Source organism: Enterobacter huaxiensis, from assembly GCF_003594935.2.
GTDB lineage: Bacteria > Pseudomonadota > Gammaproteobacteria > Enterobacterales > Enterobacteriaceae > Enterobacter > Enterobacter huaxiensis.
Genome location: NZ_CP043342.1, coordinates 3,259,162 through 3,274,734, shown reverse-complemented (window position 1 = coordinate 3,274,734; position 15,573 = coordinate 3,259,162). Strand labels below are relative to the sequence as shown.

The following is a 15,573-nucleotide window of genomic DNA, read 5'->3' as shown; positions in this document are numbered from 1 at the left end:
CGAGGTATCTGAGCCACTCTGGCGATTGGTTGATAAGTCTGAATCTGTGATGGGAGCGCATTATATGTGCATTCCCGCTAACAGGGAATTCAGATGTGTACGAAATCACACTTTTTTCGAATTTGTTAAAGTTTAGTGGATAGTCGCAACACGGGATCTCAATTCGGAATTGTGGCATAATGCCGTGTTTATCACACTTTTCGCAGGAATCTCTCCGTGTTAGTTACCAGCAACGTCACTATGCAGTTTGGCAGTAAGCCGCTGTTCGAAAATATTTCCGTCAAATTTGGCGGCGGCAACCGTTACGGCCTGATTGGTGCCAACGGTAGCGGCAAATCCACCTTTATGAAGATCCTCGGCAGCGATTTAGAGCCGACGCTTGGCAACGTTTCGCTCGATCCCAACGAGCGCATCGGTAAGCTGCGTCAGGATCAGTTCGCCTTCGAAGAGTTCACGGTGCTTGATACGGTGATTATGGGTCACGGTGAGCTGTGGGAAGTGAAACAAGAGCGCGACCGTATCTATGCGCTGGCAGAAATGAGCGAAGAAGACGGCTACAAAGTGGCTGACCTCGAAGTGCTGTACGGCGAAATGGATGGCTATTCTGCCGAATCGCGTGCGGGCGAGCTGCTGCTGGGCGTGGGTATTCCGGTTGAGCAACACTACGGTCCGATGAGCGAAGTGGCGCCGGGCTGGAAACTGCGTGTGCTTCTGGCGCAGGCGCTGTTCTCTAACCCTGACATTCTGCTGCTCGACGAACCAACGAACAACCTGGACATCGATACCATCCGCTGGCTGGAGCAGACGCTGAACGACCGCGACAGCACCATGATTATCATCTCGCACGACCGTCACTTCCTGAACATGGTCTGTACGCACATGGCGGATCTGGACTACGGCGAGCTGCGCGTTTACCCGGGCAACTACGACGAATACATGACGGCAGCGACGCAGGCGCGTGAACGTCTGCTGGCGGATAACGCCAAGAAGAAAGCGCAGATTGCTGACCTGCAGTCCTTCGTGAGCCGCTTCAGCGCTAACGCCTCTAAATCACGTCAGGCAACCTCCCGTGCGCGTCAGATCGATAAGATCAAGCTCGACGAAGTGAAGGCCTCCAGCCGTCAGAACCCGTTCATCCGCTTCGAGCAGGACAAGAAACTGTTCCGTAACGCGCTGGAAGTGGAAGCGCTGGCGAAGGGCTTTGATAACGGCCCGCTGTTTAAAAAATTCAATTTGCTGCTGGAAGTGGGCGAGAAGATTGCCATTCTGGGTGCGAACGGCGTGGGTAAATCTACCATGCTCAAAACGCTGGTCGGTGAACTTCAGCCGGATCACGGTACCGTCAAATGGTCTGAGAACGCGCAGATTGGTTATTACGCGCAGGATCACGAATACGAGTTCGAAAATGACCTGACCGTTTTCGACTGGATGAGCCAGTGGAAGCAGGAAGGTGATGACGAGCAGGTGGTGCGCGGTATTCTGGGCCGTCTGCTGTTCAGCCAGGACGACATCAAAAAGCCAGCCAAAGTGCTCTCCGGTGGTGAAAAAGGCCGCATGCTGTTTGGCAAACTGATGATGGAAAAACCAAACATCCTGGTCATGGACGAACCGACTAACCACCTGGATATGGAATCTATCGAATCGCTGAACATGGCGCTGGAGATGTATCAGGGCACCCTGATCTTCGTCTCTCACGACCGTGAGTTTGTGAGCTCGCTGGCGACCCGCGTGATCGAAATTACGCCAGAGCGCGTGGTGGACTTCACCGGTAACTACGAAGACTACCTGCGCAGTAAAGGCGTCGATAACTAAAAAAAGCCGGGTGGCGGCTTCGCCTTACCCGGCCTACGTTCTATTCCCTCTCCCCGTGGGAGAGGGTTAGGGTGAGGGCATCAGGCCGCACTACACCACCCACTCGCCCCCTTCAACACCGTTCACCAGCAGCTTACGCTTTTCCCCTACCGGTAATGATACCTTCAGCGCTTTCCACGCCGGACGATAATCCCCGCGCGCGTTCACCTTCAGGTTGACGGTTGCGCCGTCGCACGCCATTTCCCACTCAACCCACAGCGCGTTGCCGTTCTGGTAGCCCCAGCTTTCGCCGTCGTCCTCAAACAGCAGCCCCGAGGTCGTGCCGACGCCCTTCACCGGGAACAGCTTCAGCTCGCGGGTATTGTCCTTTTCGGCGCTTACGTGCGTGATGCGCTCGCTGAGCGGCAGACCGGCACCGGCGCGCACCAGCAGCGGCAGTTTTTCCAGCGGCGCGTCGAGGACGATCCACTGGCCGCCGGAGAACCACGCGTGGGTGTAAAAATCGTACCAGCCGGTGGCGTTATCCGGCAGCCAGACGCGGCGCTCGCGCTGCCCGGCTTCGACGACGCTAGCGACCAGCACGTCGCGACCCAGCAGGAAGTCGTCGCACTCCTCAAACGCCTGTGCATCCTGCTCGTGGTCAAGGAAGGTCGGGCGCAGCATCGGCTCGTCGTCAGCGTGCGCCTGCCACAGCAGGGTGTAGAGATACGGCAGCAGGCGGTAGCGAAGCTCAATCGCGCTGCGAATGGCCGGGGTAACGCCCGGATACATCCACGGCTCGTTCACCGTGCGGTCATCGTTCCACGAGTGAATGGTAAAGCGCGGGTGCATCACGCCGTTCTGCACCCAGCGTACAAACAGCTCGGCGTCCGGTTTGTCGCCGGAGAAACCGCCGACGTCGTGACCGACGTTGAACAGCCCGGACAGGCTCATCCCCAGCCCCATGCGGGTGTTATAGCGCAGGGTGTCCCAGCTGGTGCGGTTATCGCCGCTCCAGGTCTGGACGTAGCGCTGCATCCCGGCGCAGCCGGAGCGGGAAATCAGGTACGGACGCTTTTTCGGCGCGAAACGCTGCTGCGCTTCCAGCGAGGCGCGCATCATCAGCAGCGGCATCACCGGGCGAATGTGCTTGATGGCGATCTCCTTGCCGAATCCAAAGCAGCGCGCTTCCCCGTCCCACACTTCATATTCGTTGTTGTCGTTCCAGGTGGAGTCGATGCCCATCTCCAGCAGCTGCGTGGTGACGCCGTTTTGCCACCACTGCACCGTCTGCGGGTTGGTAAAGTCGAGGTGCGATCCTTCGTCATCCCAGAAGCTGGAACGTTCCGGCGCATCGGTTTCTGAATCACGGATGAACAGCCCGTTTTCCGCGACTTCGCTATAGCGCGGATGATCCTGCAGCAGGCACGGCTTGATGTTGGCCGCAAGCTTCAATCCCGCGTCGTGGAACGCCTGGCTCATCACCTTCGGCTGCGGCACCTTGTCATAGTTCCAGTTGAAGACGTAGCGTTTGCCGTTAATAGAGGTATAGCCGGAGGAGAGCTGGAACGAGTCGCACGGAATCGCGTGCTCTTCGCACAGGCGGATAAAGTTCATCAGCTGGTTTTGCGCGTCAGGCGCGTCGGTGTAGTGCATGGTCGAGCCGCTGTAGCCCAGGCTCCACTTCGGCCCGAACAGCGTTTTACCGGTCAGGCGCACGAAGGCTTTGGTGACGTCCAGCACCCGCCTGCCGGTAAAGATGTAGTAATCGATATCGCCCGCTTCCGCCTGCCAGCGGCGATAGGCGGTGTGGTAGTTGTCAATTTCGTTGCCCAGGTCCAGCCAGCAGCTGCTCAGGTTGTCGTAGAACAGGCCGTAGCTCACGTCCTCGCGGCGGGCGATGGTGAAGGGGATGTGCTTGTAGAGCGGGTCTGTGCTCACCGCGTTGTAGCCCATCGCATCCAGATTTCGCATCTCATAGCGTTTGCCGTTGCGCTGCAGATCGCCCGCTTTCTCGCCCAGGCCGTAAAAACGCTCGTCCTTACGACGGCTGAGATAGTGCGCCACGCCGTCGCCGTGGGCGTTCAGGAGGTAGGCGCTGGTCGGACGGTCGTTGACCAGCGGCTGCCACTCGCCCGCGTCGTTGCGGTAGTGCCACTCCAGCCACAGCGGCTGGTGGACGGCCACTCGCAGCCGTTCGGTGGCTACGGTTAACCTGTCCCCCTGCTGCGTCAGCGTCCAGGAAGGGCAGGTAAAGCCGCTCAGGTCATCGCGATGGCGACCTTCCCAGGGCACGTCTTTTTCCGGCGCGATGCTCCAGGTGCGGTCCAGCGCCAGCTCGCCTTTGCGCTTAATCAGCACGCGGAACAGATTCTCTTCCAGCACGTACAGGCACAGGCGGTGCTGGTTATCAACCAGCAGCTCAAGATGGTTTGCGGACTGCTTCTCGACGGTCCAGTTTTTCAAAGTTTTCATATGCAATACATCCACTATCAGGCGCGCTTGGCGCGACGTTCAGCAATAAATGCCACCAGGAAGACAGCGCCAATCAGGTCAAAGAAGCCCATGGCAATAAAGAGCGGGTTAAAGCCGATTTTGTCGGCGGTCACGCCAATCAAAAGAGAGAACAGGAAGCTGGCGATCCACGCCGCCGAGCCGCGCATGCCGTTGACGGTGGCCATCTGGCCTTTATCAAAGGATTCCACGACCAGCGCGCTCAGCATGCACGAGATGATCTGGTGCCCGAAGCCGCCGATGGAGATCAGCACGATGGTGATGTACGGGTCGCGGGTAATGGCCACGATGCCCAGCGAGATCATCAGGAACGCGCCCGTCACGGAGCTGGCGACCACGGAGTTAACGCGGGAGCAGCCGAACCACCGGGTGTAGAGCCGGGTAAGATAGCCGCTCGCCACGCTGCCGAGATCGGCAGCGAGGAACGGCAGCCAGGCAAACATGGCAATCTGCTTAAGGTCCATGCCGTGCTCTTTGGCGAGGTAGAGCGGCACCCAGAAGCTCAGCACCGCCCAGGCCGGTTCCGCCATAAACGCCGGGATGGCGATACCGTAAAAGCGTTTGTTTTTCGAAACGGTTTTCAGCGCGGTGAGGAAGGGCAGTTTGACCGCAGGCGGTTCGTTATCCTGCTTGATAAACGCCAGTTCATCTTTGCCCAGATTCGGGTGCTGCTCCGGGTTGTGGTAGAACGCCCACCACAGTACCACCCAGACCAGCGCCAGCACGCCGGTAAACATAAACGCGCCCTGCCAGCCAAACGAGGCGTGAGCAAAGTAGATAATTGGCGGTGCCAGCATCGCGCCGATGGAGAAGCCCACCCCGGCCCAGCCGGCGGCAACGGGACGCTCCGATTTCGGGAACCATTCGCCGATGGTTTTGGCGTTTGCCGGCGTGGCGGCGGCTTCGGAGGCACCCATAAAGAAGCGCAGGATGGCAAGATGTAGCCAGCTTCCGGCGCCCGCGTGGAAAATACACATCAGTGCCCAGAGGCAGGCGCAGACCATAAAGCCAATCTTCAGGCCGATAACGTCAATCAGCCAGCCGCACAGGGGCTGGAAGATGGTATATGCAATCTGGAAAGCGCCGACGATCCAGGAGTATTGCTCGGTGGTGATCCCGAGGCTCTCCTTCAGCTCCGGCGCGAGAATGCCCAGTGAATTACGGGTGATGTAGTTGACGGTGACGCCCAGTAAGAACAGTACCAGCACGTACCAGCGCAGGTTCTTAATGACGCGACGGGTTTTGCTGGTCGCAACGGTGTTATTGATGTCCTGACTCATTTTACTCTCCACAAGACGGACGGTAGGGGACATAGGTTCAGGTGTCACACAGCGTTTTTATGGCTTTGATAGTTATCTGTTTTAATGCTTGAAGCTGATATACAACTAGTATGGAAGTTGTGTGACAAGTTCACCTTAAGGGAGAAGATGAGGAGGCAATAGCGGATTTTGTGCAAACTTTCTCATAACTGAGTTCAATACTTTGGCATCATGAGGGCGACATCAGTTATGGACTGATGAAGACGCTATGAAAATTTTTTCATTTCGCAAACGGAGCCAGATCACAAAATGGACAAAAGGCTAAAAATCACCGAAATTGCCGCCCGTACTCAGCTCTCTATCAGCACCGTTTCCCGCGTGCTGGCGGGGAAGGCCAACACCAGCGAAAAAGCGCGAGCAAAAGTGCTGGCATGCGCGCGGGAGCTGGGGGTAATGGACGGCATGGCGGCGGGGCGCCTGCTGCTTAACAGCCTGGTGGTTTTTGCGCCGCAGCGGGCGTTCGACGAACGGTCCGACATCTTTTACTACCGCGTGATCCAGAGCGTAAGCAAGGGGCTCGCATCTCACGAGGTTCGCCTGCGCTACTGTGCGCTCGAGGAGAACGACAGCGACGCGCAGCTGTTTCTGGCGCGCATGAATGAGCCGGATACGCAGGCCGCCATTCTCCTGGGCATCGACGACCCGCATATTCACGATCTGGCCGTGGATGTCGATAAACCCTGCATGCTGATTAACTGCCGTGACCGACACATGCGCCTGCCAGCGGTCGCGCCCGATCACCGCGCCATTGGTGAACGCGCCGCGGATTACCTGTTTGAAATGGGGCACCGCGAGGTGATGAACGTGCTCTGCCTGAGGCGCTACACCATGGAGCTGCGCCTGTCGGGTATCCGCGATGCGTGGCAGTCGCACAACCTGAAATTTAGCGACAAGCGCGATCTTCTGGTGGTCCCAAGCTTTAGCGCGCGCGAGACGGAGCAGCTAATGGGCGCGTGGCTCGGTCAACGTCAGGGGAAAGACCTGCCCACCGCATTTTTAGTCGGCGGCGATTTTATGGCAGCCGGAACGATAAGCGCACTGCAAAAGCACGGCCTGCGCGTGCCGCAGGACGTCTCGGTGATGAGCATCGACGGGTTTAATCTGGCGGCGATTCAGGATGTGCCCTTAACGGCCGTGCACGTTCCCCGCGATGAGCTGGGAACCGAAGCGGTGCATATGCTCCAGCAGCGGCTGATGCGCCCGGAGGCGCCGGTGGGGACGTTACTGCTTAACGGCACGCTGACCGTGCGGGATTCGGTACGGCGGATACGTCAGGGGAAACGACGCACCGCCGTGGAGCGGGAAGGGCTATACGACAGTTAAACCATGCCCAGCGAGCGCTTGCCGTGGATGTTCAGGTCGTTCACGGTAAAGCGATCCTGCCAGCTTTTTTCATAGTCTTCACGCGGGAAGTCTCCCGGAGAGGCGCCGGTTTCCAGCGCTTCCTTGACCTTTTTCGCGTAAGCGAGGTTCTTCTCGCACATCGGCGCGGCAGGAATGTACATCACGTTGCCCCAGCCCTTTTGTTCTTCCACTGGCGCAACGGAGTGGATCACGTCGCAGTGCCACCATACGGAATCGCCCGCTTCGAGTGCCGGAATGCTGGTCAGCGCCTCGATGAGCAGCGGGTGCCACTTCTCGGAAATCGGCAGCACGCGCCCAGGTGCGACGCCGCACAGTTCATCTTCCGGCACGTCGTCCAGCAGGGGACGCAGCAGGATGTACGCCATGGCCTCCGGGATCGGCACCACGTGCAGCAGACCCTGGCCCGGGATCATGTCCGACAGCGCGGTCCAGCCCTGGAAGGTGCGGAATACCGAGCACTTGGTGGTGTTATCCACGGTGTACTCTTCCACTTCGGTACGGTGCGCGGCGTTCCACGGATCGTATTTCTCGACGTTGCCGTCAAACACGCGGGCAAAGACCTGCTGATAGGCCGGCAGCAGCCAGCGCTCCAGCGCGCCGGAATCGGTGTGCGCCCCCAGCCCTTTCGAGGTGGTTCCCGGCGGGCGGCGGCGGATGCGGTCCGGGTAAATCACGCTCACGTCCGGATCGAACCACTGCTTGCCGTTGCTCTCGAATGTCCATAAGCGATTAAGGAACGACTGCACCTGCGCCATCTCTTCGCTCTGGCGCGCCTGCATCTGCGCCTGCGACCAGTAAATCGGGAAAATTTCCGGGCGGGAGGCCGTCAGGGTGCCGAAGAAGTTATCGCCCGGCCCTTTGTACACTTCGTCAAATTTGTTCAGATCGAGGTAGTCGAGCATCGACTGATCCCACGCCAGCGCCTGCTCGCGCGGGAAATGACCTTTAATCACCGCGCAGCCGCGGCGTTTAACGGCTTCGCGCTGCGCGTCGGTGAGGGTGCCGTTTTTCACGTCCGCAAACGGGATCTCCGGCCAGACGGCTTCGCCTTTATTTTTAAGGGCGTTAATTTCCGCCACGCGGGTGGCAATCTTATCGCTGAGCTTATTGAACACCGCCTGCACGTCACCGATCTGCGCGCGCAGCTCGCGTTTTAACTGACGGATTGCCGCTTTGTGATCCGTCGGCAAGGTTTCACTGGTAAAGGTCATAACTGCCTCGCATCTTTCATTCGAAAGTAAAAGTGTCTACAAGTGATACTTTAAGTTAAAAATAAGTTAATGCAAGTTTAAAACTTTGACGTACGCCACAGGATGGAAAATGAGCGAGGCTGCCGGAGCGAGGCTCCGGCGGGGAGGGAATCAGACGTCGAACGGGGAGTGGTTGTCGAGCACGGCCTGAATGACGTTCAGCGCGCCCTGATGGTTGTTGTCGTCGGTGCTATAGCGGCTGATTTCTTTGATGCTTTCCGCCGCGTTGCCCATCGCAAACGAGTATTTCACCAGCTTCAGCATTTCGGCATCGTTGCCGCTGTCGCCAATCGCCACGCACGCCTGCGGGGAGATTTTCCAGCGTTTCAGCAGGCGGCTGATGCCGTTGGCTTTGTGCAGGCCGGGGATAATCAAATCCACAAACCCAAAGCCGCTGGTGACCGGCTTCATGATGCCGTCCAGGGAGACGTGAAGTTTATCCACCAGATTAGGGATATCGCTGTCCGGCAGGTTCAGGGAGAACTTAAACAGCACGTCGTCAATGTCGCGGTAATCGCTGATGCGCTTTAAGCGGTGATAGTGCTTTGACATCAGCTGCACGAATTCGTCGGGCGCTTTGTCGCTGACGTAGGCGCTCTCCAGCCCGCAGGCCACGAAGTTCAGCCCTTTGTCTTTCAGCAGCTCGCCAATCACGATCTGCGATTCATGACGCGTCAGCTCACCGTGGAAAATCTGTTCACCGCGATCGAACACAAGCGCACCGTTTTCCGCCACGAAGGAGATCTGCTCTTTTAGCTCCGGGAAAAAAGAGATGAGCTGGTAATACTGGTTGCCGCTGGCGACAACGAATTCGATGTCGCGGGCTTTCAGCTGTTCGAACTGTGCCTGGAAGCGGTCACGATCGTACTGCTTGGCATCATCAAGGAAAGTTCCGTCCATATCGGTGACGATAACTTTTACGGTCATACATTGCGCTCCTGGGTCACTGCGTTTTGAAACATTCTAATAACAAGGTGACGGGGAGCACAAATTTAATTTCATTCGAAAGTAAAAGCAAAACGGCAACCCAGGTTGCCGTTTTTAGTGTTTTTTCCCTCAAGGGAGAGGGGATACACCGTTACAGTGTATGCTCAGTACGCGCAATAATGTCGTCCTGCGCATCCGGCGACAGGGCGGTGAAGAACGCCGAGTAGCCCGCCACGCGCACCACCAGGTCACGGTACTGGTCAGGGTGTTTCTTCGCTTCCATCAGCGTTTCTCGCGACACGATGTTGTACTGAATATGCCAGCCCTTATGCACTTCGAAGAAGGTGCGCAGCAGCACCATCAGCTTCTGGCGATCGCTGTCATTTTCAAGCGTCGACGGGTTCAGCTTCTGGTTAAGCAGCACGCCGCCGAGGATCGCCTCGGTAGGCAGTTTACCGACTGAGCCGATCACCGCCGTTGGGCCGAGGTGGTCCGTACCGGAGGCCGGGCTTGCCCCTTCCGCCAGCGGGGTGTGCGCCTTACGTCCGTCCGGGGTGGCCATTGTCGCCGCGCCAAACGGCACGTTTGCGGAGATGGACGACGTGCCCGCGTAGTAGTTACCGCCAATCGGGCCGCGGCCATAGCGCGGGTTGTGATACTGCTTCAGCTCTTCGATATAGGTTTCATACGCACGCGTCAGCAGCAGGTCGACGCTGTCGTCGTCGTTACCGTACTTCGGTGCGCCGTTGATCAGGCGCTGACGCAGCTGCTCGTGGGTCAGCCCGTCGAAGTCATCCGCCAGCGCGGCTGCCAGCTGCTGCTGGCCGATAGTGCCCTGTTCAAACACCAGCTTTTTCACCGCCGCCAGGCTGTTGCCGAGGTTGGCGATGCCCACCTGCAGGCCGGAGACCCAGTCATACTTCGCGCCGCCCTGCTTGATGCTTTTCGCGCGCTCGATGCAGTCGTCAACCAGCGCCGAGCAGAGAATGTCGTGGACGTTCTCTTCCAGCATGGTGTCCACCACGTACTCAATCTCGATGGATTTGCGGGTGTAGTAGCGGATCTGGCTGTCCCAGGCCGCCATCACCTCGTCGAAGCTGTTGAAGTTTCCGGCAGAGAGCGCTTTCTCCTGCGGCAGGAACACCTTGCCGCTGGTGGCATCGCGGCCGCCTTCCAGCGCTGCCAGCATCACGCGGGCGAAGTTGATAAAGCTCATGCCGGTGCAGCGGTAGCCCCACTTGCCGCCGACCGCGGTTTCGATGCAGCCGATGGCCGCGTAGTCGTAGGCGTCGTCTTTCTCAATGCCGAGCTTGATGAATTCAGGAATGACGATTTCATCGTTGTTGAAGGCGGGCATGCCGAAGCCGCAGCGGATCACCTGCACGCAGGCGTCGAGGAAGTCGTTGCTCATGCCCGCGTGGTAGCGCACGCTCAGGTTCGGCTGGGTGGAGCGCAGGCGACCGCATGATTCCAGAATCGCGTAGGAGAGCGGGTTCACCGCGTCCATCGGCTCGCCGTTGACCAGCTTCTGGCCGCCGATGGTGACGTTCTGGTACAGCGGGCTGCCGGCGGAGGCTTTAGAGTGCGAGCCGGAGCGGATCTTGTTCACTTCCAGCAGCTTCAGCCAGCAGCTGTGCAGCAGCTCGATGGCGTGCTCGCGGTCGAGGCTCTGGTCAAGCTCCACGTCGCGGCGGTAGTACGGATAAAGATACTGGTCCATACGCGCAAAGGAGACGGAGTGTCCGTTGGATTCAATCTGCAGGATCAGCTGAATGAAGTAGCACAGCTGCAGCGCCTGCCAGAAGGTTTTTGGCGGCTCGTGGGCGATTACGTCACAGTTTTCCGCCATTGCCAGCAGCTCATCGCGGCGGCTTTCGCGGGTTTCCGTTGACGCCATTTCGCGCGCCAGGTCGGCAAAGCGTTTGATATGCAGGCTGACGGCCTCCAGCACGATATCAATCGCCTTCAGGAACTGGTCACCGTGCAGGTCTTCCAGCACCGTCAGGTTGATGCGCGAGCGGCGCTCGGCTACCTTGGCGCGCATGCCGTCGAGCCCTTTTTCCAGCACCAGCGGGAAGTTGACCGCCAGGTGCGCATCGCCGGAGGTCATGTTGCCTTCGGCTTTGATAATGCCGGTTTCCAGCAGGCCTTTCTGCTCGTCGGTAAACATACCGTAGCAGCGATCCTGCACCGTCTGGCCGCGCCACCACGGGCAGATATCATGCAGAACGCGTTTGTTCTCTTCGCTCACCGCAAAGCCTGCGCCCGGACGATCTGCGAGGTCGTCGATCTCTTTCTCAATCCAGGAGACGGTGTATTCCGGGAAAATCGGCGCGGCGCGCACTTCGCTTGCCTGGTTACCGATAATCAGCTCGTCGTGCTTGATCCAGATGGTGCGCTCGGCCAGGTGATGCGCCAGCGCCAGGGCGCGACGGACCGGGATAGGCTTGTCCATGTGCTGTTGATACATTTCGGTGTAATGCTGCGCGCGCTCGGTACAGACCGGCGGCTTGACGATATGCACCAGGGCCATTTTATGCGCTTTAATGCGCTCGCTGAGGGTGTTGAGATTCAGGGTCGTCATAATTTTATCCTCGTAAGGTCGCGGTTAACCCTTTCTGGCTGGCGTACTGCTGGGCGAAATCCAGTAGCGCAGGGTTATCAAGCGGTTTGTCAGGGGCAGAGTAAGGTTGGCCGAGCAGGGTGTATTTGTTCATGCCCAGCGTGTGGTACGGCAAAAAATGAATGTCGCTAACGTTCAGCTCATCAGCAGCGAAGTTGGTGATGGCGGTGATGGCGGCTTCATCGGCGTTGAAGCCCTGAATCAGCGGGACGCGGATGGTGATTTTCTTGCCGGCTACCGCCAGGCGTTTCAGATTATCCAGAACGCGTTTGGCCGAGCCGTCCGTCCACCGTTTGAAAACGTCGCCGTCGACGTGCTTCAGGTCGGCGAGGAACAGATCGACGTACGGTAATGATGCCTCGATATAGTGCCAGGGTACGTGAAGGCAGGTTTCAACCGCGGTGTGAATACCCTGTTCGTGGCTGGCTTTAAGCAGCGCGTGTGCCAGCTCAGGGTTCATAAAGGGTTCACCGCCGGAGAGAGTGATTCCGCCGCCGCTGCGGTCGTAGAAGGGCTTATCGCGCAGCACGGTCGCCATGATCTCTTCCACCTGCTTCTCTTCACCGCAGACGGTCAGCGCCTGCGTCGGGCAGCAGTCGGTGAGGGCATTGAGCGTCTCATCGCTCAGCTTTTCGCGGTGGATGACCATCCCGTTCAGCGCGCGTTCGATACAGCCCGGCGCCGCCTGCTGGCACAGGTCGCAGCCTTCAAGGCACAGGCGAGCGTCAAACAGCACGTCCCGGCTGCGGGAGCGGCTTTCCGGGTTCTGGCACCAGCGACAGCCCAGCGAGCAGCCCTTCAGGAACACCACGGTTCGGATGCCGGGGCCATCGTGGGTAGAGTAACGCTGAATATTGAAGATCATATTTTTGCCCTCAAGTTGCATATGAAGATTAAATTACTTTCGAATGAAGGTTATCTTGATGCAGGTCAACTCTTGAGCAGGTTTTGTCATGATAGGGTAAGTGCAGGCTAATTTTGAGGGCGACATCATGGAACTTTATCTCGATACATCAGACGTAGCGGCAGTCAAAAAGCTGGCGCGCATCTTCCCGCTGGCGGGCGTGACCACCAACCCAAGCATTGTGGCAGCCGGTAAAACGCCGCTGGACGTTTTGCTGCCAGAACTGCACGACGCGCTGGGCGGCAAAGGCCGTTTGTTCGCGCAGGTGATGGCAACCACCGCTGAAGGGATGGTGGAAGACGCGCGCAGGCTGCGCGCGATTATCAACGATCTGGTGGTTAAAGTGCCGGTGACCGCAGAAGGGCTGGCGGCTATCAAGATGCTGAAAGCCGAAGGGATCCCGACGCTGGGCACGGCGGTATACGGCGCAGCGCAAGGGATGCTGTCCGCGCTGGCAGGGGCCGAGTATGTGGCGCCCTACGTTAACCGCGTGGACGCACAGGGCGGGGACGGGATCCAGACCGTGGTTGAACTGCAGCAGCTGCTGACGCTGCACGCCCCGCAGTCAAAAGTGCTGGCCGCGAGCTTTAAAACCCCGCGCCAGGCGCTGGACTGCCTGCTGGCAGGGTGCGAGTCCATCACGCTGCCGCTGGACGTGGCGCAGCAGTTTATTACCTCTCCGGCAGTAGACGCGGCGATTGTGAAGTTTGAGCAGGACTGGCAGGGGGCGTTTGGACGGACGTCGATCTGATACTGTTGCCGGGTGGCGCTCACGCTTACCCGGCCTACGATTTTCTCCCTCTCCCCGTGGGAGAGGGCTGGGGTGAGGGCATCAGGCCGCAGCAGGGTTTAACCTCCGCACACCTCACACCCCGGGTTACGCATCAGCTTCATCTCGCGGAACTGGCAGGTCATCGCGTCATACATCACGATTTTCCCCGCAGCCGGGGTGCCGTAACGCGCCAGCACCTTGATTGCTTCCATCGCCTGCATCGACCCAATCACGCCCACTAACGGCGCCATCACGCCCGCTTCGACGCAGGTCAGCGCGTTCTCGCCAAACAGGCGGCTCAGGCAGCGGTAGCAGGGTTCACCCTCGGCGTAGGTAAAGACGCTGATTTGGCCCTCCATGCGGATCGCCGCGCCGGAGACCAGCGGAGTTTTATGGGTAAAACAGCCCGCGTTAAGCTGATTGCGAATGGTGACGTTATCGGTGCAGTCCAGCACCAGGTCGTGCTGAGCAACCTGCGCAAAGAGCGCGTCTTCGTCCAGCATCGCGTCTATCAGGGTGAACTGAACGTTGGGGTTGATGCGCGCCAGCGCAGCCCGGGCGGATTCCACCTTCGGCTGGCCAACGGTCGCATCGCTGTGCAGCGTCTGACGCTGCAGGTTGGACACCGACACGGTATCGAAATCCAGCAGCGTCATCCTGCCCACGCCCGCCGCGGCAAGGTACTGCGCGGCCGCGCAGCCCAGCCCGCCCAGGCCGACAACCAGCACCTTTGCTGCCTTAAGCGCTTCCTGCCCCTCAAAGTCAAAACCGCGCAGCACAATCTGGCGGTTATAGCGCATCATCTCCTGGTCGCTCAGCTCCACCGTCATCTTAGCCTCCGAACAGGTGGTTAAAGCTCTCGACCTCAACCCATTCGCCCGCCTCGACGTTGCCGCGCTCGCGCTCCAGTACGATAAAGCAGTTGCCCTGGCTGAAGGAGCTGAAAATGTGCGAGCCCTGGTGTCCGGTGGTCCTCACGTCGAGCTCGCCGTCAGCGTTACGCGCCAGGATCCCGCGCTGGAAATCGAGACGTCCCGGTGATTTTTTCAGGCGCGTAGCGGCGCGCACGCGCTGGCGTTCAGGCAGCGGGCTGGCGATATTGCCGGAAAGCTTCGCCAGCAGCGGGATCACCAGCTGGTAAAAGGTCAGGGCCGCAGAGACGGGGTTACCCGGCAGGCCGCAGAACCAGCTGTGTTCAAGCTTGCCGAAGGCGAACGGTTTACCGGGCTTAATGGCCAGCTTCCAGAAGGCGATTTCACCCAGCTCCTCGAGCATGGTTTTGGTGTAGTCCGCTTCGCCTACCGATACGCCGCCGGAGCTGATCACCACGTCTGCGGATTTGTCTGCTTCGATAAACGCGGCGCGCAGTTTTTCCGGGTCGTCAGGAATAATGCCGAGGTTAATCACCTCACAGCCCAGCTGTTCGAGCATCAGGTGCACCGCCAGACGGTTGGTGTCGTAAATCTGCCCCTCTTTCAGCGGCTGACCCGGCAGCTGCAGCTCGTCGCCGGTGGAAAAGACGGCGACGCGTACCTTGCGGATCACGTCAATGTCGGCGATGCCGAGGGATGCCAGCACCGGCAGCTCGGCGACCGTGAGCTTTTGCCCGGCGGCAAAGACCGTTGCGCCACGCGTAATATCTTCGCCCGCGCGGCGGATGTTCTGGCCCGCCTTAACGTTGGCGATAAAGCGCACGCCGTCATCCGTTTGTTCGGTCTCTTCCTGCATGACCACGGCGTCGCAGCCTGCCGGAACCGGCGCACCGGTCATGATGCGCACGCAGGTGCCCGCAGGCCACTCACCGCTAAACGGCTGGCCGGCAAAGGCTTTACCCGCCACGGGAAGCGCGTTACCCGTCTGAAGATCCGCCAGGCGCACCGCGTAACCGTCCATTGCAGAGTTATCAAACCCCGGCACGTTAAGCGGGGAGACAATATTGCCCGCGGCAATACGGCCAAAACAGCGCGCCAGGGGCAGCGTCTCGCGTTCGTGCAGTGGGGAAATGCGGTCAAGCATCTGCGTGAGTGCCGTCTCAAGCGGCATCAGTCCGGCGGTAAAATCCATGGGTGGCTCCTGCGGAGTAACGACGAAAGCGCCCATTATGGCAG

11 protein-coding genes are annotated in these 15,573 nt (G+C 59.1%); 3 read left to right on the top strand and 8 right to left on the bottom strand.

Going from position 1 to position 15,573, the window contains the following annotated elements; translation table 11 throughout:
* Positions 1 to 216 precede the first annotated feature (216 nt).
* Positions 217 to 1,812, top strand: coding sequence for an ABC-F family ATPase (locus D5067_RS15650; protein ID WP_119934959.1), 1,596 nt, complete (start codon positions 217 to 219; stop codon positions 1,810 to 1,812).
* Between the two features lie 90 nt (positions 1,813 to 1,902).
* Here the strand turns inward: D5067_RS15650 and D5067_RS15645 are convergent, their stop codons facing one another.
* Both D5067_RS15645 and D5067_RS15640 read right to left on the bottom strand, forming a co-directional pair.
* The gene (locus D5067_RS15645) at positions 1,903 to 4,266 is read right to left on the bottom strand and encodes a glycoside hydrolase family 31 protein (RefSeq protein ID WP_133302812.1); all 2,364 of its coding nucleotides are present in this window, start codon (positions 4,264 to 4,266) and stop codon (positions 1,903 to 1,905) included.
* A gap of 17 nt (positions 4,267 to 4,283) precedes the next feature.
* A complete protein-coding gene (locus D5067_RS15640; protein WP_119934957.1) occupies positions 4,284 to 5,585 on the bottom strand; it encodes an MFS transporter in 1,302 nt (433 codons plus the stop codon).
* A 288-nt stretch (positions 5,586 to 5,873) separates the two neighbouring features.
* Between D5067_RS15640 and D5067_RS15635 the strand changes: the two genes are divergently transcribed.
* The gene (locus D5067_RS15635; RefSeq protein WP_119934956.1) at positions 5,874 to 6,947 is read left to right on the top strand and encodes a LacI family DNA-binding transcriptional regulator; all 1,074 of its coding nucleotides are present in this window, start codon (positions 5,874 to 5,876) and stop codon (positions 6,945 to 6,947) included.
* On the opposite strand, the gene D5067_RS15630 is transcribed toward D5067_RS15635, so the two are convergent.
* The 4 genes from D5067_RS15630 to D5067_RS15615 form a co-directional block, all read right to left on the bottom strand.
* Positions 6,944 to 8,200 (bottom strand): DUF1479 domain-containing protein, encoded by a 1,257-nt coding sequence (locus D5067_RS15630; protein ID WP_119934955.1) that lies wholly within the window; start codon positions 8,198 to 8,200, stop codon positions 6,944 to 6,946. The genes D5067_RS15635 and D5067_RS15630 overlap by 4 nt on opposite strands.
* A gap of 150 nt (positions 8,201 to 8,350) precedes the next feature.
* A complete protein-coding gene (locus D5067_RS15625; protein WP_119934954.1) occupies positions 8,351 to 9,166 on the bottom strand; it encodes a Cof-type HAD-IIB family hydrolase in 816 nt (271 codons plus the stop codon).
* Positions 9,167 to 9,317: 151 nt separating this feature from the next.
* Positions 9,318 to 11,750, bottom strand: coding sequence for a formate C-acetyltransferase/glycerol dehydratase family glycyl radical enzyme (locus D5067_RS15620; protein WP_119934953.1), 2,433 nt, complete (start codon positions 11,748 to 11,750; stop codon positions 9,318 to 9,320).
* 4 nt (positions 11,751 to 11,754) lie between these two features.
* Positions 11,755 to 12,654 (bottom strand): glycyl-radical enzyme activating protein, encoded by a 900-nt coding sequence (locus D5067_RS15615; protein ID WP_119934952.1) that lies wholly within the window; start codon positions 12,652 to 12,654, stop codon positions 11,755 to 11,757.
* A 127-nt stretch (positions 12,655 to 12,781) separates the two neighbouring features.
* On the opposite strand from D5067_RS15615, the gene fsa reads away from it, so the two are divergent.
* Complete coding sequence (fsa, locus tag D5067_RS15610; RefSeq protein ID WP_119935454.1) at positions 12,782 to 13,444, top strand: fructose-6-phosphate aldolase; 663 nt, start codon at positions 12,782 to 12,784, stop codon at positions 13,442 to 13,444.
* A gap of 98 nt (positions 13,445 to 13,542) precedes the next feature.
* Here fsa and moeB read toward each other — a convergent pair whose 3' ends face one another.
* Together moeB and moeA are read right to left on the bottom strand one after the other, a co-directional pair.
* Positions 13,543 to 14,295, bottom strand: coding sequence for a molybdopterin-synthase adenylyltransferase MoeB (gene moeB / locus D5067_RS15605; RefSeq protein ID WP_119934951.1), 753 nt, complete (start codon positions 14,293 to 14,295; stop codon positions 13,543 to 13,545).
* Position 14,296: 1 nt separating this feature from the next.
* On the bottom strand, positions 14,297 to 15,529 hold the full coding sequence (gene moeA, locus D5067_RS15600) for a molybdopterin molybdotransferase MoeA (protein ID WP_119934950.1): 1,233 nt from the start codon (positions 15,527 to 15,529) through the stop codon (positions 14,297 to 14,299).
* Positions 15,530 to 15,573 lie beyond the last annotated feature (44 nt).

Bases quoted from the DNA above. Each gene is read 5' to 3' on its own strand.
- D5067_RS15620 (WP_119934953.1), bottom strand. From the start codon at position 11,750: ATGACGACCCTGAATCTCAACACCCTCAGCGAGCGCATTAAAGCGCAT.
- moeB (WP_119934951.1), bottom strand. From the start codon at position 14,295: ATGACGGTGGAGCTGAGCGACCAGGAGATGATGCGCTATAACCGCCAG.
- D5067_RS15615 (WP_119934952.1), bottom strand. From the start codon at position 12,654: ATGATCTTCAATATTCAGCGTTACTCTACCCACGATGGCCCCGGCATC.
- D5067_RS15635 (WP_119934956.1), top strand. From the start codon at position 5,874: ATGGACAAAAGGCTAAAAATCACCGAAATTGCCGCCCGTACTCAGCTC.
- fsa (WP_119935454.1), top strand. From the start codon at position 12,782: ATGGAACTTTATCTCGATACATCAGACGTAGCGGCAGTCAAAAAGCTG.
- D5067_RS15625 (WP_119934954.1), bottom strand. From the start codon at position 9,166: ATGACCGTAAAAGTTATCGTCACCGATATGGACGGAACTTTCCTTGAT.
- D5067_RS15645 (WP_133302812.1), bottom strand. From the start codon at position 4,266: ATGAAAACTTTGAAAAACTGGACCGTCGAGAAGCAGTCCGCAAACCAT.
- D5067_RS15640 (WP_119934957.1), bottom strand. From the start codon at position 5,585: ATGAGTCAGGACATCAATAACACCGTTGCGACCAGCAAAACCCGTCGC.
- D5067_RS15630 (WP_119934955.1), bottom strand. From the start codon at position 8,200: ATGACCTTTACCAGTGAAACCTTGCCGACGGATCACAAAGCGGCAATC.
- moeA (WP_119934950.1), bottom strand. From the start codon at position 15,529: ATGGATTTTACCGCCGGACTGATGCCGCTTGAGACGGCACTCACGCAG.